Annotated in this window: 19 protein-coding genes; 17 read left to right on the forward strand and 2 right to left on the reverse strand. The window is 64.0% G+C overall.

The features are described from left to right. Positions 1-96: 96 nt before the first annotated feature. Positions 97-2286, forward strand: coding sequence for an OsmC domain/YcaO domain-containing protein (locus BLS60_RS08675; protein WP_092366958.1), 2190 nt, complete (start codon positions 97-99; stop codon positions 2284-2286). 219 nt (positions 2287-2505) lie between these two features. On the opposite strand, the gene BLS60_RS08680 is transcribed toward BLS60_RS08675, so the two are convergent. Next, positions 2506-3969, reverse strand: a complete 1464-nt coding sequence (locus BLS60_RS08680) for an alpha/beta hydrolase (protein WP_092366962.1) — start codon at positions 3967-3969, stop codon at positions 2506-2508. A 254-nt stretch (positions 3970-4223) separates the two neighbouring features. Between BLS60_RS08680 and BLS60_RS08685 the strand changes: the two genes are divergently transcribed. After that, positions 4224-6014, forward strand: a complete 1791-nt coding sequence (locus BLS60_RS08685) for an SLC13 family permease (protein WP_070880204.1) — start codon at positions 4224-4226, stop codon at positions 6012-6014. 51 nt (positions 6015-6065) lie between these two features. Continuing rightward, positions 6066-6500 (forward strand): thioredoxin TrxC, encoded by a 435-nt coding sequence (trxC, locus tag BLS60_RS08690; RefSeq protein WP_092366964.1) that lies wholly within the window; start codon positions 6066-6068, stop codon positions 6498-6500. Between the two features lie 39 nt (positions 6501-6539). Here the strand turns inward: trxC and BLS60_RS08695 are convergent, their stop codons facing one another. Then, positions 6540-7304 carry a ParA family protein gene (locus tag BLS60_RS08695; protein WP_070880206.1) on the reverse strand — a complete coding sequence of 255 codons (765 nt, stop codon included), beginning with the start codon at positions 7302-7304 and terminating at the stop codon, positions 6540-6542. A gap of 229 nt (positions 7305-7533) precedes the next feature. Here BLS60_RS08695 and BLS60_RS08700 point away from each other — a divergent pair, with 229 nt between their 5' ends. The 14 genes from BLS60_RS08700 to BLS60_RS08765 are packed head-to-tail and all read left to right on the forward strand — an operon-like array spanning position 7534 to position 20642. Next, a complete protein-coding gene (locus tag BLS60_RS08700) occupies positions 7534-8247 on the forward strand; it encodes a beta-ketoacyl synthase chain length factor (RefSeq protein ID WP_092366966.1) in 714 nt (237 codons plus the stop codon). Beyond that, a complete protein-coding gene (locus tag BLS60_RS08705; protein ID WP_208597289.1) occupies positions 8220-9029 on the forward strand; it encodes a lysophospholipid acyltransferase family protein in 810 nt (269 codons plus the stop codon). The genes BLS60_RS08700 and BLS60_RS08705 overlap by 28 nt, the downstream gene beginning before the upstream one ends. Further along, positions 9010-9270 (forward strand): phosphopantetheine-binding protein, encoded by a 261-nt coding sequence (locus BLS60_RS08710; RefSeq protein WP_070880208.1) that lies wholly within the window; start codon positions 9010-9012, stop codon positions 9268-9270. The genes BLS60_RS08705 and BLS60_RS08710 overlap by 20 nt, the downstream gene beginning before the upstream one ends. A 10-nt stretch (positions 9271-9280) precedes the next feature. Continuing rightward, a complete protein-coding gene (locus BLS60_RS08715) occupies positions 9281-9538 on the forward strand; it encodes an acyl carrier protein (RefSeq protein ID WP_092366969.1) in 258 nt (85 codons plus the stop codon). Continuing rightward, a complete protein-coding gene (locus tag BLS60_RS08720) occupies positions 9535-10080 on the forward strand; it encodes a COG4648 family protein (RefSeq protein ID WP_070880210.1) in 546 nt (181 codons plus the stop codon). The genes BLS60_RS08715 and BLS60_RS08720 overlap by 4 nt, the downstream gene beginning before the upstream one ends. Then, the gene (locus tag BLS60_RS08725; protein ID WP_092366971.1) at positions 10077-11735 is read left to right on the forward strand and encodes an acyl-CoA synthetase family protein; all 1659 of its coding nucleotides are present in this window, start codon (positions 10077-10079) and stop codon (positions 11733-11735) included. The genes BLS60_RS08720 and BLS60_RS08725 overlap by 4 nt, the downstream gene beginning before the upstream one ends. Continuing rightward, positions 11732-12481 (forward strand): glycosyltransferase family 2 protein, encoded by a 750-nt coding sequence (locus BLS60_RS08730; protein WP_092366978.1) that lies wholly within the window; start codon positions 11732-11734, stop codon positions 12479-12481. Before BLS60_RS08725 ends, BLS60_RS08730 begins: the two co-directional genes overlap by 4 nt. Beyond that, positions 12481-13416, forward strand: coding sequence for an LpxL/LpxP family acyltransferase (locus BLS60_RS08735; RefSeq protein ID WP_070880213.1), 936 nt, complete (start codon positions 12481-12483; stop codon positions 13414-13416). Before BLS60_RS08730 ends, BLS60_RS08735 begins: the two co-directional genes overlap by 1 nt. Next, positions 13397-14941 (forward strand): HAL/PAL/TAL family ammonia-lyase, encoded by a 1545-nt coding sequence (locus BLS60_RS08740; RefSeq protein WP_092366980.1) that lies wholly within the window; start codon positions 13397-13399, stop codon positions 14939-14941. Before BLS60_RS08735 ends, BLS60_RS08740 begins: the two co-directional genes overlap by 20 nt. Beyond that, on the forward strand, positions 14931-15356 hold the full coding sequence (locus tag BLS60_RS08745; protein ID WP_092366982.1) for an acyl-CoA thioesterase: 426 nt from the start codon (positions 14931-14933) through the stop codon (positions 15354-15356). Before BLS60_RS08740 ends, BLS60_RS08745 begins: the two co-directional genes overlap by 11 nt. After that, positions 15353-15955, forward strand: a complete 603-nt coding sequence (locus BLS60_RS08750; protein WP_070880216.1) for an outer membrane lipoprotein carrier protein LolA — start codon at positions 15353-15355, stop codon at positions 15953-15955. Before BLS60_RS08745 ends, BLS60_RS08750 begins: the two co-directional genes overlap by 4 nt. Further along, the gene (locus BLS60_RS08755; protein ID WP_092366984.1) at positions 15939-18266 is read left to right on the forward strand and encodes an MMPL family transporter; all 2328 of its coding nucleotides are present in this window, start codon (positions 15939-15941) and stop codon (positions 18264-18266) included. The genes BLS60_RS08750 and BLS60_RS08755 overlap by 17 nt, the downstream gene beginning before the upstream one ends. Next, positions 18263-19411: a cation:proton antiporter gene (locus BLS60_RS08760; protein ID WP_092366986.1), complete on the forward strand. Its 1149-nt coding sequence runs from the start codon at positions 18263-18265 to the stop codon at positions 19409-19411. The genes BLS60_RS08755 and BLS60_RS08760 overlap by 4 nt, the downstream gene beginning before the upstream one ends. After that, positions 19398-20642 carry an NAD(P)/FAD-dependent oxidoreductase gene (locus tag BLS60_RS08765; protein ID WP_092366988.1) on the forward strand — a complete coding sequence of 415 codons (1245 nt, stop codon included), beginning with the start codon at positions 19398-19400 and terminating at the stop codon, positions 20640-20642. The genes BLS60_RS08760 and BLS60_RS08765 overlap by 14 nt, the downstream gene beginning before the upstream one ends. Positions 20643-20651: the final 9 nt, after the last annotated feature.

Consider the following 20651-nt stretch of genomic DNA (forward strand, 5'->3'; position numbering starts at 1 on the left):
GGGCCACCACTTAGCCGCCAACCCCGCCACGCACAAGACTTCCTGGCGAAAACCCGGATAATGCCGGCCATTCGTTTTACTCGCTGGTGCCCGCTCATGGAAATCAAGGTCAATTTTCTCGACAACCTTCGCCTCGAAGCCAAGTTCGACGACTTCACGGTGATCGCCGATCAGCCCATCCGCTACAAAGGCGATGGCTCGGCGCCGGGGCCGTTCGACTATTTCCTGGCTTCGTCGGCCTTGTGCGCGGCCTACTTCGTCAAGCTGTACTGCCAGACGCGGGACATTCCCACCGAGAACATTCGCCTGTCGCAGAACAACATCGTCGATCCGGAAAACCGCTACGCGCAGATTTTCAAGATTCAGGTCGAGCTGCCTGCTGATATCTCGGAGAAGGATCGCTTGGGCATCCTGCGCTCCATCGACCGCTGCACGGTCAAAAAGGTGGTGCAGCAGGGCCCCGAATTCATCATCGAGGAAGTCGACAACCTCGACGCCGATGCCCAGGCGCTGCTGATGCCAGTGTCCGATACCACCACCTACATTGCGGGCAAGGATCTGCCGCTTGAGCAGACCATCGCCAACATGTCGGGCATCCTCGCCGACTTGGGGATGAAGATCGAGATCGCCTCCTGGCGCAACATTGTGCCCAACGTCTGGTCGCTGCACATTCGCGACGCGCAGTCGCCGATGTGCTTCACCAACGGCAAGGGCTCGACCAAAGAAAGCGCCCTGGCCTCGGCGCTGGGCGAGTTCATCGAACGGCTGAACTGCAACTTCTTCTATAACGACCAGTTCTGGGGCGAGGACATCGCCAATGCCGAGTTCGTCCATTACCCCAACGAGCGCTGGTTCAAGCCGGGCCCGAAAGATGCGCTGCCCGAAGACATCCTCGACGCGCATTGCCTGGCCATCTACAACCCGGATGGCGAGCTGCGCGGCTCGCACCTGTACGACACCAACTCGGGCAACACGCTGCGCGGCATCTGCTCGCTGCCCTTCGTGCGCCAGAGCGATGGCGAGACGGTGTATTTCCCCTCCAACCTGATCGAGAACCTGTACCTCTCCAACGGCATGAGCGCCGGCAACACGCTGGCCGAAGCGCAGGTGCAGTGCTTGTCGGAGATTTTCGAGCGGGCGGTGAAACGCGAGATTCTTGAAGGCGAGCTGTGCCTGCCGGATGTGCCGCAGGACGTGCTGGCCAAATACCCAGGCATCGTCGCCGGCATCCAGGGCCTGGAAGAACAAGGCTTCCCGGTGCTGGTGAAGGACGCCTCCCTGGGCGGGGAATTTCCGGTGATGTGCGTGACCCTCATGAACCCGCGTACTGGCGGTGTGTTCGCCTCCTTCGGCGCGCACCCGAGCCTGGAAGTGGCGGTGGAGCGCAGCCTCACCGAACTGCTGCAGGGCCGCAGTTTCGAGGGCCTCAACGACCTGCCGCAGCCGACATTCGACAGCCTGGCGCTGACCGAGCCGAACAACTTCGTCGAGCACTTCATCGACTCCAGCGGCGTGGTGTCCTGGCGCTTCTTCGGCGCCAAGGCCGATTTCGAATTCGTCGAGTGGGATTTCTCCGGGCAAGGTGCCGACTCCAACGAGCAGGAGGCCGCCACCCTGCTTGGCATCCTCGAAGACCTCGGCAAGGAAGTGTACGTTGCGACCTACGGCGACCTCGGCGCCAACGCCTGCCGCATCCTGGTGCCGGGTTACTCGGAGATCTATCCGGTCGAAGACCTGATCTGGGACAACACCAACAAGGCGCTGCTGTTCCGCAAGGACATCCTCAACCTGCATGCCCTGAGCGACCGCGAACTCAAGTCGCTGCTGCGTAACCTGAACAACACCGAGGTCGACGACTACACCGACATCAGCACATTGATCGGCATCGAATTCGACGACAACACGGTGTGGGGCCAGCTGACCATTCTCGAGCTGAAGCTGATGATCCACCTGGCGTTGAAGAAATACGACGATGCCAAAGAGCTGGTCGAGGCCTTCCTGCAGTACAACGACAACACCGTCGAGCGCGGGCTGTTCTATCAGGCGGTAAACGCGGTGCTGGAGATCCAGTTGGAGGACGATCTCGAGCTGAGCAACTTCGAACACAACCTGCGGCGCATGTTCGGCGGCGAGCGCATGGACGCGGCAATCGGCTCGGTGAACGGTAGCGTGCGCTTCCATGGCCTGACGCCGACCAGCATGAAACTCGAAGGCCTCGACCGGCATCTGCGCCTGATCGACAGCTACAAGAAGCTGCATGCGGCACGGGCCAATGCAGTGGCCTGATTCGGCTGATAGCGTTAACCGAAAGAGCCTTCTGATCAATAGCGACCAGAGGGCTCTCAAGGAACAGTGCCTCTACAGAAGAGCGGTAAACGCCGCACGCGTAGGAGCGTCGACCTCGGCGCGAACAAGTGTGGCCATACCGCGACTTTCGCGCTGGCCAGACAATTCGCCGCGGGGTCGCGGCTCCTACAGGGCCCGCCTTGCACTCGCCAACCCGAACTACTGTCTGGGCGCCTCGAACCCGGCATGCTCTACCAACCGCTCGACCAGATACGGGTAGAACGGGTTGGACGTCACCCGCTGTAACGCTTCCATGTTGACCAGCAGCACGCCGCGCTCGCCGCGCACCGACAGCGCGCCGAGGTGCACGCCATAGTCTTCCGGCTCTTCCGGCTGCAGACCGTACAGCGAATCGCTCAGCGGAAATGGCAGGGCGACATGGGACAGTGAGAACACTTCGCGCGGGAATGCCAGGCCGAGCGGCGTGAGCTGTTCGTCCGTAGCGCCGGCTTCGGTGATGCGCGCAGATGCCTGCAATGTCTGCGACGAGGCATTGCCAATCAGCGTGGTGCGGTAACGTCGCGGCATTGGAGGCAGCAGGTCTGCAGGCGATTTGGCGTGGGCGCCGAGTAGCGGGCCGAAGTCGACGACCCGGTTGAGATCGAACAGCACCAGCTCGCTGCCATTGGCGGGCAAATGGGCATACAAGGCGTCGACCACCGCAGGCGTGCTGACCGTGTAATCGACCAGCGACTGGAAGGTCAGCAGCGGCGGCAGATCCTGCAGGCCGCCGCGCTCGCTCAACGTGGTGATCTGCTCCTGCAACGCCGACGTAAACAGATAGGACTGGCGCGCGGCGTTGAGGGCGAAGGAGTTGTACTTGAACGGGTTGTACTCGGGCAGCACATCCAGCCAGGCGGCCTTGGCGAAAGCCGGGAATATGGCAGGTAGCCCCGCCAGCCCGGCGAAGCGGGCATAACCGGCCACGCCGATCATTGGCGAAATCAGTGTGAGCCGATCCGCACGGGCCAGTTCATCGTTGCCCAGCGCATCGAGGGCGTATTTCAACGCCAGACCGCCACCGGCCGAGTAGCCGACCAGATGCAACGGCGCTGCATCGCCGCTCAGACGCCTGGCTTCACGCACGGCCAGGCGCGTGGCGGCCAGCCAATCCTGCCAGGTCACGTCAGTGAGCGCCCCCGGGGTAGTACCATGGCCCGGCAGACGCAAGCCGACAACGACGAACCCGGCGTCGCGGTAAAGTCTGGCGATATGCCGCAAGCTGTAGGGCGAGTCGGTCAGCCCATGGAGCATCACGGCGGCGCCTTTCGGCGCGCCATCAGGCTCCAGCACGTAGGAGCGGTTCCAGTCCCACTCGAAGCGCGAGGCGTTCAGCGGGCTGTCGGCAAAGTAGCGGTTATCCGCCACGCGCTCGGCGTCATCGAGACGCTGGTATACATTGTCCGGCAGCGAGGCGAACAGTGCCTGCTCGGCCAGCAGATAGTCCTGCCAGCTGGCGGCATCGAGTTCGTCGGCATCCAGTTCATGGGGCACGAAGGTATGCCACGGGCTCAGATCTGGCTTGCTCTGGGCGTCGTAGATACGCAGTGCGAACGCGGTCAATGCCACCACGGCCATCACCAGAATCGCCAACCGCAACCCCTTGCCCACTGTCCTGTTCATCCACCTGCTCCGGTCCTGATTGCGCCGCGCCGATAATAGCGCCGCAGCGCCCGTGACGCCCGCTTCCGAGCAATAGCACCAGGTCGATCATTAACTGCAGGGCGTGCCTTATCGGGCAAATCGATAAGGCATATAGACCTTTCCAAACGTTCTTAGACTAAGCCCGTGACTATCACTATCTTGGCGCCCCACGTGGCCGCTACAGCTTGCGGCCGCCGATACCTCACACGAGATTCGACGCGTTAAGGATGCTCATGTCTTCGGCTTCCCTGCCCCTGCTGTTTGTCGGCGCCCTGCTGATCTGGGTGCTCTATGCCTTCGTGCGCGAGAAATGGAGCCCGGACATCGTCGCCGCGATCGCCGTTGCGGCGTTGCTGGTAACCCAGCTGCTAACGCCCGCAGAAGTGCTCAGCGTGCTGTCCAACTCGGCACCGGTGACCATCGCCTGCATGTTCGTGCTCTCCGCTGCGCTGGAGCGAACCGGCTGCATCGATGCACTCGGCAACTGGCTGGGCGACCTGGTCGGCACCAGCCCGATACGCGTGCTCACCGGCCTGACGATCACTGCCCTGGTGATTTCCGCCTTCCTCAACAACACCCCGGTGGTCGCCATCCTGACGCCAGTGGCCATTTCCCTGGCACGCCGCGCGGGCACCTTCCCTTCCAAGCTGCTGATTCCGCTGTCGTACGCCACCATTCTGGGCGGCACGCTGACCATGATCGGCACCTCCACCAACATTCTGGTCGACGGCGTGGCGCGCAAGGCCGGCATCGAGCCGTTCGGCATGTTCGAGATCACCGGCGCCGGCTTGATTCTGGCGGCGGCGGGCATGCTCTATCTGCTGACAATCGGCCGTCATCTGCTGCCGGAACGCGAGACCTTGTCGCGCCAACTGCGCCCCGATCTAGGCCGCACCTTCATGAGCGAGCTGCTGGTCCCCCATGCATCGCCGATGATCGGCAAAACCCTGGGTGAAGCCAACCTCAACGGCGGCAGCGGGCTGCAGGTGCTCAAGCTGTTTCGCGAGCAGACCGAGCTGACCGAACCCGGCAGCGACACGGTGCTGAGAGCCGGCGACCAGCTGGTGATACACGGGCAGGTCAAGGACGTGGTCGAGCTGCGCGGCAGCGGTCATCTGGTCTTCAACCGCAGCGAAGCGTTCGAAACCATCAGCAGTAACGATGTGGTACTGGCCGAGGCCATCGTCGGCCGCAACTCACGCTACAGCAACCGCCCCATGCGCGACCTCGACCTCACTGCACGCTACGGCATCGCCGTACTGGCCGTGCACCGTCAAGACGAAAACATCTCCGGCAACCTAGACGACTTCCAGCTGCAGTTCGGCGACGTGATGCTGGTTGAAGGCACCCCTACGCAGATCAAGCGGTTCGCTGACAATGGTGAGCTGATCAGCCTCAATACTGTGCAGGAACGCGCTTTTCGCCGCGACAAAGCGCCCATCGCCATCATCGCGACGCTGGCGGTGATGCTGCTCGCGGCAGTCGGCGTGATGCCCATTGAGGGCTTGGCGATCATCGGCGCGGTAACCGTGCTGGCGACCCGTTGCCTGGACGTCGAAGATGCCTACAAGGCCGTCGACTGGAAAATTCTCAGCCTGATCTTCGGCATGCTGGCGATCAGCATCGCCATGGACAAGGTTGGCCTGGTGAAGATCATGGTGGAAAACGTCATGGGTCTGATGCCCTGGGCCGGCCCGTTGCTGATGCTCTCGTTCATCTACCTGCTGACCTCGATCCTCACCGAGTTGCTCTCGAACAACGCCGTGGCGGTGCTGGTCACGCCCATCGCCATTGGCATGGCGCAGCACCTGGGCGTAGACCCGAGGGCCTTCATCGTCGCGGTGATGTTCGCGGCCAGCGCCAGCTTCGCCACCCCCATCGGCTACCAGACCAACACCTTCGTCTACAACGCTGGTGGCTACCGCTTCACGGACTTCATGAAAGTGGGCATTCCGCTGAATCTGCTGCTCTGGATAGTCGCCAGTTTTGTGATCCCATGGTTCTGGCCGCTGGTGCCGATTTGACCGAATAAGGCAGACTGACGGCCGATCACAGCTTTTTCAGGAGCGCACACCATGGCTGATTCCCTCGTCATCCCCTGCCCCATCTGCAGCAGCCTGAACCGCTTGCCCGCCGCCCGTTTGCAGGAAGCGCCGCGCTGCGGCCATTGCAAAGCCGAGGTACTGCCCGGCGAGCCATTCGAAGTGAATCAGGGCAATTATGCGGCGCAGCTCAAGGGCGACCTGCCGCTGTTGGTCGACGTGTGGGCCGCCTGGTGCGGGCCGTGCCGCAGCTTTGCGCCCACCTTCACGCAGGCAGCGAAGGAGCTGCGCGGCCGCTGCCGGCTGGGCAAACTGGACAGCGAAGCCAACCCACAACTATCCGCCCAGTTGGCGATCCGCTCGATCCCAAGCCTGATTCTGTTTCGTAACGGCCAGGAAGTGGCCCGACAAAGCGGCGCGCTGCCACTGCCGCAGCTACTTGCCTGGCTCAACACTCAGGGCGTTTGACGGGCAGCGCCTGCGACTTGATCCCAGGCGTCGTCGCGATCAGCGCTGCTGCAAGAGGTCGTGCAACTCGACGTACTGCTGGGTGAGTTTGTGCCGCGGGTCGAGGTAGATCAACGGCATGCAGGCCTGATGGGACTCGCGCATTTTCACCGAGCTCATCAGGTTGACCGGCAACACCGGCAAGCCCTCGGCGATAAGCTCGTCGAGCAGCTGTTGCGGCAGTGCTGCACGAGGCTGGAACTGGTTGACCACGATGCCTTCCACCTCTAGGGCTTCGTTATGGTCTTCTTTCAGCTCGTCGATTTCGCGCAGCAGGCCGTATAAGGCGTTGCGCGAGAACGTGTCACAATCGAAGGGAATCAACACACGATCTGCCGCGATCAGGGCGGAAACGGTATAGAAATTCAGCGCTGGCGGCGTATCCAGGTAAATCTGCTCGTAATCCTCCGACAACTCTTCGAGCAGTTTTCGCAGTTTGTTGATCTTGTGCTTTTGTTCCAGCTTTGGCTGCAGATCCGCCAGCTCGGACGTGGCGGTGATCACGTGGAGGTTGTCGAAGGGGGTTTCGTAGATATCGACCTTGCCCTTCTTGAGACCGCCCGAGAGCGTCTGCTTGAAGAAGTCGGCGATACCTACGGGAATGTCATCGCCGGTCAGGCCGGTCAGATAATGGGATGAGTTTGCCTGGGTATCCAGGTCGACCAGCAACGTCCGATAACCCTGAGAGGCGCTGACCGCCGCCAGGTTGCAAGCGATACTGGATTTGCCCACACCACCCTTCTGATTGAATACCACGCGTCGCATCTGCACCTCCTCACTAGTACATTGATACTAGGCATAACCTCGTGACAGAAGCGAGAAACAAGCGAAACGGGTTACCCATCAGAAAATCGCTACATAATGTTTGCGGGTGCTCGCCATCGCCCGGATAATGCCGGACGCAGCATCGCTCCCATCGACATGTTTTTTTGTCGCGCAGGGCAGTCGCATAGACAAGGAATGCCCAGCGGGCCAAGCAGAGTTTCATCTAGACATGCATTTCAGGATCGATCAATGGCGTGCCTGGGCTCCTGGCCTGGACAATACGGATAAGTGGCTCGCCTGGAGCAGGGCACCCGAATGCCTGCTCGATACCGGTGAGCAACCTGACGTCAGCTTCCTCCCCGCCCTGCAACGCCGTCGCTTGAGCCGCCTGGCTCGCATGGTGTTTCAGGTCGGCTGGCCGCTTGCCGAAGGTCACTCTGAACTGCCGCTGGTATACATTTCGCGGCACGGCGAAACCCCGCGCAGCCTGTCCATTCTTCAGGATCTTGCAGCAACAGAACCCCTGTCACCGACACAGTTCAGTCTTTCGGTGCACAACGCGATTATCGGCCAGTGGTCGATCCTGCGTGCTGATACCAGCGAGATGACCGCCCTGGCGGGTGAAGGCGATGGCTTGGAGATGGGCATGCTGGAAGCCGCCACGCTGCTCGCCGAGGGTGCGCCCGCCGTGCTGCTGGTGATCGGCGAAGAAGCGCAGCCGGCGCTGTATGCTCCGTTCATTGAGGATGTGCCGTTTCCCTACGCCCTGGCCCTGCTATTGGTACCAGGCGACGACTGGAATCTGCAGCTACATAAAGGCACTGGCGCACGCGCCGCCTGGCCACATCCGTTGAGCCTGATACAGAGCCTGTGCAACGGCTGTGAAACCCTCGAACACACCTGGAAAGAGCGCCAATGGACCTGGTCACGCAAGATCCCGTGAAGCGCTACAGCCCCCCTTACTGGTGGCGGCTGATGGCCACTGCGGCCAGCTTCACCCTGTTCGGAATCGGCGGCCTGCTGCTGCGCGTGCTGGTGTTTCCAGTGTTATCGCTGCTGCCGGGCGACGCTGCCGCTCACCAGCGCCGCGCTCGCCAGGTGGTGAGCTGGAATTTCCGCACCTTCGTCAAATTCATGCACCGTAGCGGCGTGCTTACTTACGAAGTGGAAGGCGCCGAGCGCCTCGGCCGTCCGGGCCAGATGATCATTGCCAATCACCCCTCGCTCATTGACGTGGTGGTCACCATCGCCTTTACCCGCAACGCCAATTGCGTGGTGAAACAGAGCCTGTGGAACAACCCGTGCATGCGCGGTCCAATCCGCTCGGCGGGTTACATCAGCAACAGCGGCAGCATGGACATGCTCGACGAAGCGGCGGGCGTACTGCAGCAGGGCCAGACCCTGGTGATCTTCCCGGAGGGCACACGCACCACGCCCGGCAGCCCGCCCGAGTTTCACCGCGGCGCGGCGGCGATCGCCTTGCGCGGCGCCCATGTGATTACCCCGGTGGTGATCAGCGTCTCACCTACCACGCTCACCAAAGCGGAGCCGTGGTACCGGATTCCGGCGCGGCGTTTTCACATTCACCTGCGAGTGGGCCAGGACATCGACCCGGCGCAATTCACGGCCATGGGATCGGCACCGGTCGCGTCCCGCAAACTCAACGACCACTTGCATCAGCATTTCATAAAGGAGCTCGCCAGAGATGAGCGCTCTACAGCTTGAGATCAAACACCTGATCATCGATTCCCTGGGTCTCGAAGACATCACCCCGCAGGACATCGGCGACGACCTCACCCTGTTCGGCGAAGGCCTCGGCCTGGACTCGGTGGATGCCCTGGAGCTGGGCCTGGCGATCCAGAAGCGTTTCGGCATCAAGATCGACGCCGAAGCCAAGGACACCCGCACCCACTTCGCCAACGTGGCCAGCCTGGCAGCCTTCGTTGCCAGCCGCCAGGCCGCCTGAGGACACCACCATGCAAACCCGTGACGAAATTTTCGCCACCTTGCAAGACGCGCTGGTGGAGCTGTTCGAGCTGAGCCCGGAGCGGATCAGCCTGGACGCCAACCTCTACGAAGACCTGGAGATCGACAGCATCGACGCCGTCGACCTGATCGACCACATCAAGCGCCAGACCGGCAAGAAGATTGCCGCCGAAGCATTCAAGTCGGTGCGCACCGTCGGTGACGTGGTCGAAGCGGTGTATCAGCTGGTCAACGCGGAACCGGCATGAGCCGCCTGCTCGGCCTGCTGGTCGCGCTGGCCAGCGTGGCCTATCCGTTCGCCGTGTACTTCGGCGCCGGCCACCTGTCGCCAACGCTGTTTGCCGCTTTGCTCGGCGGCCTGTGGTTTGCCCGGTTGCTCAGTAACCCGCGTGACCGCAACAGCCAGCAGATGACCGGGGCCGTGCTGGTGTTCTGTCTGCTGTTGGTGCTGGCCGACGAGCCGGCGCTGCTGCGCTGGTACCCGGTGCTGGTCAGCCTGCTGCTCGGCTTGCTGTTCGCCAGCAGCCTGAAACTCGGCATGCCAATGGCTGAACGCCTGGCGCGGCTGAGCGAGCCTGAATTACCCGAGGTCGCGGTGCGTTACACCCGCCGGGTGACCGAAGTGTGGGCCGTGTTCATGCTCGCCAATGGCCTGGTAGTGGTTGCGTTGAATCTGTGGGCACCCTTGTCCTGGTGGGCGCTGTACACCGGGCTGATTTCTTACCTGCTGATGGGCCTGCTATTCGCCGGCGAATGGCTGGTGCGTCAACGTGTAAGGAGATTTGCATGAACTGGCTTAGCCTCGACACCCTGCTGCTGGAGGCGGATGCCAGCCGCCAGGTCACGCCGCAGCTCAACCACGCCGCGCTCCGCCAGCGTGCCCTGAGCCTTGCCGGCCACTGGCAGGCGAGCGGAGTGAAACGCGTAGCTCTGCACCTGCAGGATGCCGCCGACCTGGCCGTTGCCCTGCTCGCCGCCTGGCACGCCGACGTGCATGCCTTGCTACCGTCGGACGCGCAGCCCCAGACCCGCCAGCGTCTCGGCGCCGAGGTCGACCTGTGGCTGGAGCACCTCGATGAACCGATCACCGCCGCACCGCTGCCAGCTCATCGCCTCGACCTGGAGCGCTGCCGCCTTACCCTGTGCACCTCCGGCTCCAGCGGCGAGCCGAAGCTCATCGACAAGAGCCTCGGCCAACTGACCAATGAAGTACAGGCGCTGGAAACCCTGTGGGGCGAGCGCCTTGGCGATGCGCTGATCATCGGCAGCGTGGCCGCCCAGCATATCTACGGCCTGTTGTTTCGCGTGCTCTGGCCGCTGTGTGCCGGCCGCGTGTTTCTGCCCAGGGCACTACCCTTCCCGGAAGACCTGCAGCTGGCCAGCCTGCCGCATCCCGACTTTGCCTGGGTCACCAGCCCGGCGCTGCTCAAACGCATGGGCGACAACCTCGACTGGTCGGCGCTGGGCCGCGTGCGCCAGGTGTTTTCCTCCGGTGGTGCATTGCCGGCCGAGGCAGCCACCTCCGTGCAGCAGCGCCTCGGCCAATGGCCGACGGAGATCTACGGCAGCTCGGAGACCGGCGGCATCGCCTGGCGCCAAGGCGGCGAGTCCTGGCAGCCGTTTGCCGACGTGCAGTTGGCACTGAACGACGAAGGCGCCCTGCGTCTCAGCTCGCCCTACCTGCCGGCCGGCCATTGGGAACAGATGGCCGACGCCGCGCAGATCGATGCCGACGGCCGCTTCACCCTCGGCGCGCGCCTGGACCGCATCGTCAAGCTGGAAGAAAAACGCATTTCTCTGCCGCTGCTCGAGCAGGCGCTGGCCGCGCACGAGTGGGTCAGCGAAACGCGCCTTGGCGTTCTGCAGCAAGGTCGTGCCTTCCTCGGCGCGCTGGTCGCACTGTCGCCGGAAGGCCTGCATGCGCTGCGCAACCAGGGCCGCCGCCAGGTAACCGAGGGCCTGCGCCAGCACCTGGCCGGCCACTGCGAGGCCATCGCCCTGCCGCGCCGCTGGCGCCTGCTGCCGCACCTGCCATACAGCAGCCAGGGCAAGCTGGGTCAGGCGCAGGTCAACGAGTTGCTGGCCGCCGATCGCCCGACGCGGGTCGAGCCGTTCAGCGCCCGGGAAGAAGCCGGCGAATGGCACCTCGAGCTGGACGTGCCGCTCGACTTGGCACATTTCAGCGGCCATTTCCCTGGCACGCCGGTGCTGCCGGGCGTGGTACAGGTCGACTGGGCGCAGCAGCTTGCACGCGCGCTGATCAGTGATCTGCCACCGCTGTTCGGCGGCATGGAAGTGCTCAAGTTCCAGCAGTTGGTGCGCCCCGGCGACCGTCTGCAACTGACTCTGCGTTTCGACCGCGAGCGAAACAAGCTGTACTTCACGTTCCGCAACGGCGAGGCCAACTGCTCGTCCGGGCGCATCCTGCTCAAGGCGGCGCCATGAACCTGGCAATCGGCAGTCATCGCCCGTGCGCACTGATCCCGGTGTACAACCACGAGCACGCGCTGCCCGCTGTAGTAACCGCGCTGCTCGAAGCCGGGCTGCCCTGCGTGCTGGTCGACGATGCCTCGAGCCCGGCCTGCGCCGCGGTAATCGACCAGCTCGCCGTGGCGCCCGACACCTACCTGCTGCGCCTTGCGGAGAATCAGGGTAAGGGCGGGGCGGTGATGGCCGGGCTGCGCGAGGCCCAGCGTCTCGGTTTCAGCCATGCCCTGCAGGTGGACGCCGACGGCCAGCATGACCTGCACGCGGTGCAGGCGTTTCTCGACGAATCCCGCGCACACCCCGAGGCCATCGTCTGCGGCTACCCGCAGTACGACGCCAGCGTACCCAAGGGCCGCCTGTATGCGCGTTACCTGACTCACGTGTGGGTGTGGATCAACAGCCTGTCGCTGCAGATCCGCGATTCCATGTGCGGTTTCCGGGTCTACCCGCTGGCCGCCAGCGTGGCGCTGATCGACTCGGCGACGCTGGGTACGCGGATGGATTTCGACTCGGAAATTCTTGTGCGCCTGTCCTGGCGCCAGCAACCGATGCGCTGGCTGCCAACCCGCGTGCATTATCCCGCCGATGGCATCTCGCACTTCCGCTTGTGGCAGGACAACGTGCTGATCTCGAAAATGCACACCCGGCTGTTCTTCGGCATGCTCTGCCGGGCGCCCTGGCTGCTCTATCGGCGGTGGCGCTGATGGGCCAGAACGAGCATTGGGCCGGCCAGCGTGAGCGCGGCAGTTTCGCGGCAATGAAATTTACCGCCCTGGCGTCCCGTTACCTCGGCCGCCGCGCGATCAGCCCGTTGCTGTACCTGATCGTTGGCTATTTCTTTCTGTTTGGCGCCAAGGCGCGGCGCAGCATTCGCCAGTACCAGAGCCATCTGGCCACCTGGAGCGGCCGGGCCGAACTGCGTCCGACCCGGCGCTCGGTATTCGCCCAGTTCATGGCGTTCGCCGACAGCCTGCTCGACAAACTGGACGTGTGGAGCGGACGCCTGCATTTCCGCGATATCGACCTGATCGACCCTCACGGCCTGCACGGCCAGATGAGCGGCACTCGCGGCCAACTGCTGGTCGGCGCCCACCTCGGTAATCTCGAAGTGTGCCGCGCCCTGGCCGAGCTGAGCGCCCAGGTGCGCATGAACGTGCTGGTGCACACCCGCCACGCTGAGCAGTTCAACCGTCTGCTCAAGGAAAGCGGCGCCAACAATCTGCGATTGATTCAGGTCAGCGAACTGGACCCAGCGGTGATGATGCGTCTGGCCGATCATCTTGAGCGCGGCGAATGGCTGGCGATTGCCGGTGACCGCGTGCCGCTGCACGGCGAGCGTACCGTCAACGTTGATTTCCTCGGCCACTCGGCGCCCCTGCCGCAAGGCCCGTGGCTGCTCGCCGGCCTGCTGCAGTGCCCGGTCAACCTGATCGACTGCCTGAAGATCGATGGCCGCTACCAGGTCATGCTGCAACCCTTTACCGATGCCGTGCAGTGGAAGCGCAGCGAGCGCGAAGCGGTCATCCAGGGGTGGGCACAACGTTACGCCGACCACCTTGCCCAACGCTGCCTGCAAGCCCCGCAGCAGTGGTTCAACTTCTATCCGTTCTGGAACGACCATGACAATCCATCAGCCTGAAACGGTGACCTTCGGCGCTCAGCCGCTGCGCCTCGAACAGATCGTCAGCCTGGCTCAGCGCACGGCGCGCGGCGCGCTGGACAGCAGCACCGAATGGCGCGATCGCATTGGCCGCGGCGCGCGCTTCGTCGACAGCCTGCTCGACCGCGAAGGCATGATCTACGGCATCACCACCGGCTACGGCGACTCCTGCGTAGTGGCAGTGCCGTTGCATCAGGTCGAGGCGCTGCCGCGTCATCTGTACACCTTCCACGGCTGCGGCCTGGGCAAGCTGCTCGACGAGCAGGCCACCCGCGCAGTGCTGGCGGCCCGTTTGCAGTCGCTGTGCCAGGGCATGTCCGGGGTTCGCCTGGTGTTGCTGGAGCGCCTGCAGGCGTTCATCGAACACGACGTGCTGCCGCTGATCCCGGAAGAAGGCTCAGTGGGCGCCAGTGGCGACCTGACGCCGCTGTCCTACATTGCCGCGACCCTGTGTGGCGAGCGCGAGGTGATGTATCGCGGCGAGCGCCGCAGCGCCGCTGACGTGCACGCCGAGCTCGGCTGGACGCCGCTGGTGCTGCGCCCCAAGGAAGCCTTGGCGCTGATGAACGGCACTGCGGTGATGACCGCCCTGGCCTGCCAGGCCTATTCCCGTGCCGATTACCTGCTCAAGCTGGCGACACGCATCACCGCGCTCAACGTGATCGCCCTGCAGGGCAACCCGGAGCACTTCGACGAACGCCTGTTCGCCGCCAAACCGCACCCGGGGCAGAACCAAGTCGCCGCGTGGATTCGCCAGGACCTGGCCATCGATGCGCCGACCGCACCACTGCATCGCTTGCAGGATCGCTACTCGATCCGCTGTGCGCCGCACGTGCTGGGCGTATTGGCCGATAGCCTGGGGCTGCTACGCCAGTTCATCGAAACCGAGCTGAACAGCGCCAACGACAACCCGCTGATCGACCCGGACGAAGAACGCGTGCTGCATGGCGGGCACTTCTATGGCGGACACATCGCCTTCGCCATGGACAGCCTGAAAAACCTGATCGGCAACCTCGCCGACCTCCTCGACCGCCAGCTTGCGCTGCTGGTCGACACCCGCTACAACCACGGCCTGCCGAGCAACCTGTCCGGTGCCCCGGTGGAAACCGCGATGATCAACCATGGCTTCAAAGCCGTGCAGATCGGCGCCAGCGCCTGGACCGCCGAAGCCCTTAAGAACACCCTGCCGGCCAGCGTCTTCTCGCGCTCCACCGAGTGCCACAACCAGGACAAGGTGAGCATGGGCACCATCGCCGCCCGCGACGCCCTGCGCAGCCTGGAGCTGGCCGAGCAGGTCGCGGCTGCCACCCTGCTGGCCGCCAACCAGGGCGTGTGGCTGCGCCAGCGCGCCGAAGCCACGCACCTGCCGAGCGCCCTGGCGAACATGCACACGCAACTCGGCGAGGATTTCCCGCCGGTGATCGAAGACCGCGCCCTGGAAGGCGAGTTGCGCCTGTGCCTGCAACGCATCCGTGCCCAGCACTGGAGCCTGTATGCGCAGTAAAGGCGTACTCCAGGCCGAGGTGGAAATCCTCGTGCCGTTCTTCGACGTGGACATGCTGGAGATCGTCTGGCACGGGCATTACGTCAAATACTTCGAGCAGGCCCGTTGCGCCCTGCTTGAGCGCCTAGACCACGGCTACCTGCAGATGCGTGCAAGCGGTTACGCCTGGCCAGTGATCGACCTGCAACTGCGCTACATCCGCGGCGCCACCTTTGGCCAGCGCATCACCGTATGCGCCGACCTGGTGGAATGGGAGAACCGCCTGAAGATCCACTACCTGATCAGCGATGCCGCCACCGGCGAGCGCATGACCCGCGGCAGCAGCGTGCAGGTCGCGGTGGAAATCGCCAGCCGGGAAATGCAGCTGGCCTCACCCAAGGTGTTCATCGATGCCGTGCAACGGGTGATCGCATGAAACGTCTTCTCAGCACCGCCCTGGCGCTGACGCTGGTCATTCTCAGCCCGCTGGCCCTGGCCTTCGATCTCGACCAGCTCAGCAGCCAGCTGGGCAAACCTGCGGTGGTGCGCGGCGACTTCATTCAGGAAAAACATCTGCGTGCCCTGCCACAGGCGCTGACCAGCCGCGGTCAGTTCGTCTTGAGTCGCGAGCACGGGCTACTGTGGCTGCTCAAGCAACCGCTGCAGCAGGACTACCGCATCGACGGCAATGGTATCGCCCGGCGTAGCGGCCAGGGCTGGCAAGCTGTCGCCCAGCAAAGCGCCACCGCCCAACAAAATCGCCTGTTTCTCGCCGTGCTCAAGGGCGACAGTAGCGGGCTGCAGGAAGATTTTGAGCTCAAGCTGAGCGGCACGGCCGACAACTGGAAGCTCGACCTGACGCCGCGCGGCGTGCTACTCAAGCAGGTATTCAGCGTGATCCACATCAGCGGCGGCGCACTGGTACAGCGCATCGAGCTTCGCGAGGTGCAGGGCGACAGTACGGTGCTGCGCCTGGAAAACAACCGCGCCGATCAGGCCCTGAGCGAAGCCGAGCAGCATGACTTCGCGGATTGAACGCTGGGGGCCGCGGCTGTTTCCGCTGGCCCTGCTCCTGCTGATCGCCGTGGCGGCCTGGCAATGGCGAGCCGGCGCGCCGGTATCTGCCAACCTGCTGGAGCTGGTGCCTAGCGGCACGCCGGACAGTCTCGAGCAGCTGGCCGAGAAGCGCATGCAGGAGCCGCTCAATCGCGAGCTGGTGGTGTTGATCAGCCACCCGGATCGCCAGCGGACGATGAGCCTGGCCGCCGAGCTGGGTCAACGTTGGCAGCAGCAGGGCCTATTCGAGAAGGTTCAGTGGAACCTGCAGACCGATCTGCAGGCGTTGCGACAGCAGCTGCAACAACAGCGTCTGGCCTTGCTGCCCGCCGCCACTCGCTCACGGATCATCGATGACCCCGCCGGGTACATGGCTCAACGCGCGGACGATCTGTTCGACCCGTTCCGTAGCCAGGGCGTGGTTGCCACCGCCGACGATCTGCTTGGCCTCAGCGTCGTCGCGGAAAAAAGCCTGCCGATCAGCCAGAACGTTCAGGTCGACCTGAGTGGCGCCCTGATCGCCGACTACCAGGGAACCACCTGGGCGCTACTGCGGGCGCGCACCACCGCGGATGCCTTCGATGGCAACCTGCCGCTTGCCGTGAGCGACCTGCTCGAGCAGGCGCGCCAACAGGTCACCCGCGACGGCGGCGAGCTGATCGCCAGCAGCGGCCTGCTGTACTCGGCGCACGCCCAGCGTCAAGCCACCCGGGAAATCAGCCTGATGGGCAGCCTGGCCAGCGCCGGCGCCCTGTTGATGATGCTGCTGGTGTTCCGCCGCGTGCGCGTTTTGCTGGCTTTCATCCCCGCCGCCATTGGCGTGCTCGCCGGGCTGACCACCTGCGTCGCGGTTTTCGGCCACATCCATGTGATGACCCTGATCCTCGGCTCAAGCCTGATCGGCGTGGCCATCGACTACCCGCTGCATCTGCTCTCGAAAAGCTGGACGCTGCAACCCTGGAACAGCTGGAGAGCCCTGCGCGCCACGCTGGTCGGGCTGAGCCTGGCCCTGGCGACCAACGTCATCGGTTACCTCGCTCTGGCCTTCACCCCGTTCCCGGCGCTCACTCAAGTGGCGGTGTTCTCGGCGGCGGGCCTGCTCGGCGCCTACTTGTGCACGGTGTGCCTGCTACCGACGCTGCTCGGCAAGGTGGAGATCACGCCGTGGCACGCGCCTCACGACCTTGCCAACCGCCTGCTGGCCTGTCGCACCGCGCTGCTGCAACGGGTCGGTACGCCCTGGCTGCTGCTCATGTTCATGGTGTTCTGCATCGCTGGCGTGGCTCAACTGTCGCACAAGGACGACCTGCGGCAATGGGCCAGCGTACCGCCTCATTTGCTGGAGCAGTCGCAGCGGGTCAGCCAAGTCGTCGGCATTCAGCCCACCAGCCAGTTCTTTCTGGTGCGCGCCGACAACCAAGACCATTTGCTCGAACGCCAGCATCTGCTGAGCGAGCGCCTGGACAAGCTGATCGCCGCCGGCCAGTTGAAGAGCTACATGGCCCTGAGCCAGGTGATCGCCCCTGTCGAACAGCAGAACCAGCTGCGCACTGCCGTGGCCGCCCTGCCAGGGTTCAGCCAGCCGCTCAACGCCCTGGGTATTCCACAGAGCGCCATCGAACAGGAAGCCCAGCGCATGGGCGAGCTGCCGCCGCAACGCATCGAACAGGTGTTGAGTGGCCCGATTGGCGAGCCGTGGCGCCCGCTTTGGCTAGGCACCGCCGCGGACGGCCAAGTCGCCGGGCTGGTCAGCTTACAAGGCTTGAGTAATAGCGACCTGCTGCCGGCGCAAAGCGAAGGGCTGGATGGCGTGAAGCTGGTCGACCGCCTGGGTGAGCTGAATCGCCTGTTCGCTGCCACCCAGATCAGCGCGGCCGAACTCAAGCTGGCGTCCTGCCTGCTGATCTTTGCCGTGCTGTGCATTCCCTTTGGCCCGCGTGGCGCCACCCGTGTGCTGGCGGTGTCTCTGCTAGCGGCGCTGGCCAGCCTCGCCAGCCTCGGCTGGCTAGGTCAGCCGTTGACCCTGTTCAGCATGTTCGGCGTGCTGCTGGTCACCGCCATCGGCGCCGACTACGCCATCCTGATGCGCGAGCGGATCGGCGGCAGCGCCACCAGCCTGCTCGGCACCCTGCTGTCGGCACTTACCACCTGGCTTTCGTTCGGCCTGCTGGCCGTGTCCAGCACCCCGGCAGTGAGCAACTTCGGCCTGACCATCAGCATCGGCCTGGCCTTCAGCTTCCTGCTCGCGCCCTGGGCGGCTGACGGCCCGCCCCGGAATGCGCAGCCATGACGGTCGCACTGTTCTGGCTTGCAGCCCTGGCGTGCTACGCCCTGGTCGGCATCCTAGCCGGTCGGCGGATCATTCCCATCGTTGGCCAACTGTTGGTCGCCAGCCTGGCGATACCCGCACTGCTGCTCGGTTGGGTCGAGCCGCACCTGAACCTGACGGCGGCAGAGCTGCTCGCCCCGGCCTGGGTAGACCTGCTCTACGGCCTGTGCTTCGCCCTGCTGCTGGGCTATATCCTCAGCGACGTGGTCGACCTCGAACTCAGCCCGGCCTGCCTGAAGATCGCCCTGCCAAGCTTTCTGATCCCCATGCTTGCCGGCCTGGCCTGCGCCCTGTGGGTGTTGCCCGGCGAGTACATCTGGCTGAGCGCGGTGGGCATCGGCCTGCTGTTCTCGATCACGGCCATTCCAGTGCTCTATCTGTTCCTGCAGAGCATCGACTACCCGTCGGCGGCGACCAAACGCCTGCTGCACGCGGCGATCCTCATGGATTTCCTGTGCTGGAGCCTGTTCGGCCTGGCCCAGGGCAGCAGCCACCCGGCGAGCCTGCTGTGGCCATTGCTGGCGGCCGCCCTGCCGCTGCTGCTGCACGGGCTGAAGTGTCGCCATCCGCTGTTCTACAGCCTGCCATTCTTCGCGCTGATGGTGCTGTTTCACACCCTCCAGCTCAACGCCCTGGTATTCGGTATCGCCTACCTGCTGTGCCTGGCGTGGGTCGGCCAGCCGCTGCGCCTGCCAATGCCGGAGTCGCTGTGGAAACGCCTGATGAACGGTCTCGCCGTTCCGCTTATCCTTACCTGCGGCGTGCTACGCGTGGACTTCCACGGCATCGACGCGCAGTACTCGTGGCTGGTGATCGGTGTACTGCTGGTAGCGCCGGTGGTGAGCAAAGTGTTGGGCAGCTGGCTGGGGCTGCACTGGGCCGAGCCGAGCGCGGCGGCGCAGGTCAAATGGCGCGAAAGCCTGCTGCTGAATATCCGCGGGCTGACGGAAATCGTGTTTCTCAACCTGCTCCTGCAATTGCAGCTGATCGATGCCATGGTCTATTTCGGCCTGCTGCTGATGAGCCTGTTCTCTACCCTGCTGCCAGCCGTACTCGGCCGGCGCGCCTATCAAGACGAGGCAAAGAGCCGCTATGAAGTCTCCTGAAATCGAGCACCATCAGATCGTCGTAGTGGGTGCCGGCCCGGCCGGTGCCATCGCCGCCGCCATCCTCAAGCGCAAGGGCCACGAGGTACTGATTCTCGAGCGCCAGCGCTTCCCGCGGTTCTCCATCGGCGAGAGCCTGCTGTCGCACTGCCTGGACTTCGTCGAAGAGGCCGGGATGATCGACGCGGTACGTGCTGCCGGTTTCCAGACCAAGCATGGCGCGGCTTTCGCCTGGGGCGAGCGTTACACCGACTTCGATTTCCGCGAGACCTTCACGAAAAGCTTCGGCTCGACCTTCCAGGTACAGCGCGCCAATTTCGACAAGGTGCTGGCTGACGAGGCCGAGCGCCAGGGCGTGACCATTCGCTACGAGGAAGAAATCGTCGCCGTGGACTTCAGCGGCGCGCAGCCGCTGCTGTCGGTACGCCGCCTCGCCGATGGCCATGAATACCAGGTGAGCTGCACCTTCGTGCTCGACGCCAGCGGCTACGGTCGCCTCCTGCCGCGCCTGCTCGACCTGGAGCTGCCGTCCAACCTGCCGATGCGCAAGGCGCTGTTCACGCACATCGAAGACCGCATCGATCACCCGGACTTCGATCGCGAGAAGATCCTCATCACCACTCACCCGACCCTGCGTGATGTGTGGTTCTGGACCATTCCCTTTAGCAACGGCCGCTGCTCGCTGGGCGTGGTCGGCCTGGCCGAGCGCTTCGACGGCTACCCGGAAAACAAGGACGCCGCGCTCAAGCAGTTCGTCGCCGAGACGCCGAGCCTCACCAAGGTATTGGGCAACGCCGTGTGGGACACCCCGGTCGGCGAGATCAAGGGCTACTCGGCCAACGTCAAGGCGCTGCACGGCAAGGGTTTCGCGCTGCTGGGCAACGCCGCCGAATTCCTCGACCCGGTGTTCAGCTCCGGCGTGACCATCGCCATGCGCTCGGCGAGCATGGCGGCCAACCTGCTGCACCGCCAGTTGAGTGGCGAGCAGGTGGATTGGGAACAGGACTTTGCGATCCCGCTCAAACGCGGCGTCGACACCTTCCGCGTGTATGTGGAAGGCTGGTACGACGGCAGCTTCCAGGACGTCATCTACTACCCCAATGCATCGCCCGAGATTCGCGCCATGATCAGTTCGATCCTCGCCGGCTATGCCTGGGATGAGCGCAACCCCTACGTGGCCGAACCCCGTCGTCGCCTGCGGGTTCTCGCGGAGTTGTGCGCCAGTGCCTGAGAACGCTTC

This window comes from Phytopseudomonas seleniipraecipitans (assembly GCF_900102335.1).
GTDB classification, from domain to species: Bacteria; Pseudomonadota; Gammaproteobacteria; order Pseudomonadales; family Pseudomonadaceae; genus Aquipseudomonas; species Aquipseudomonas seleniipraecipitans.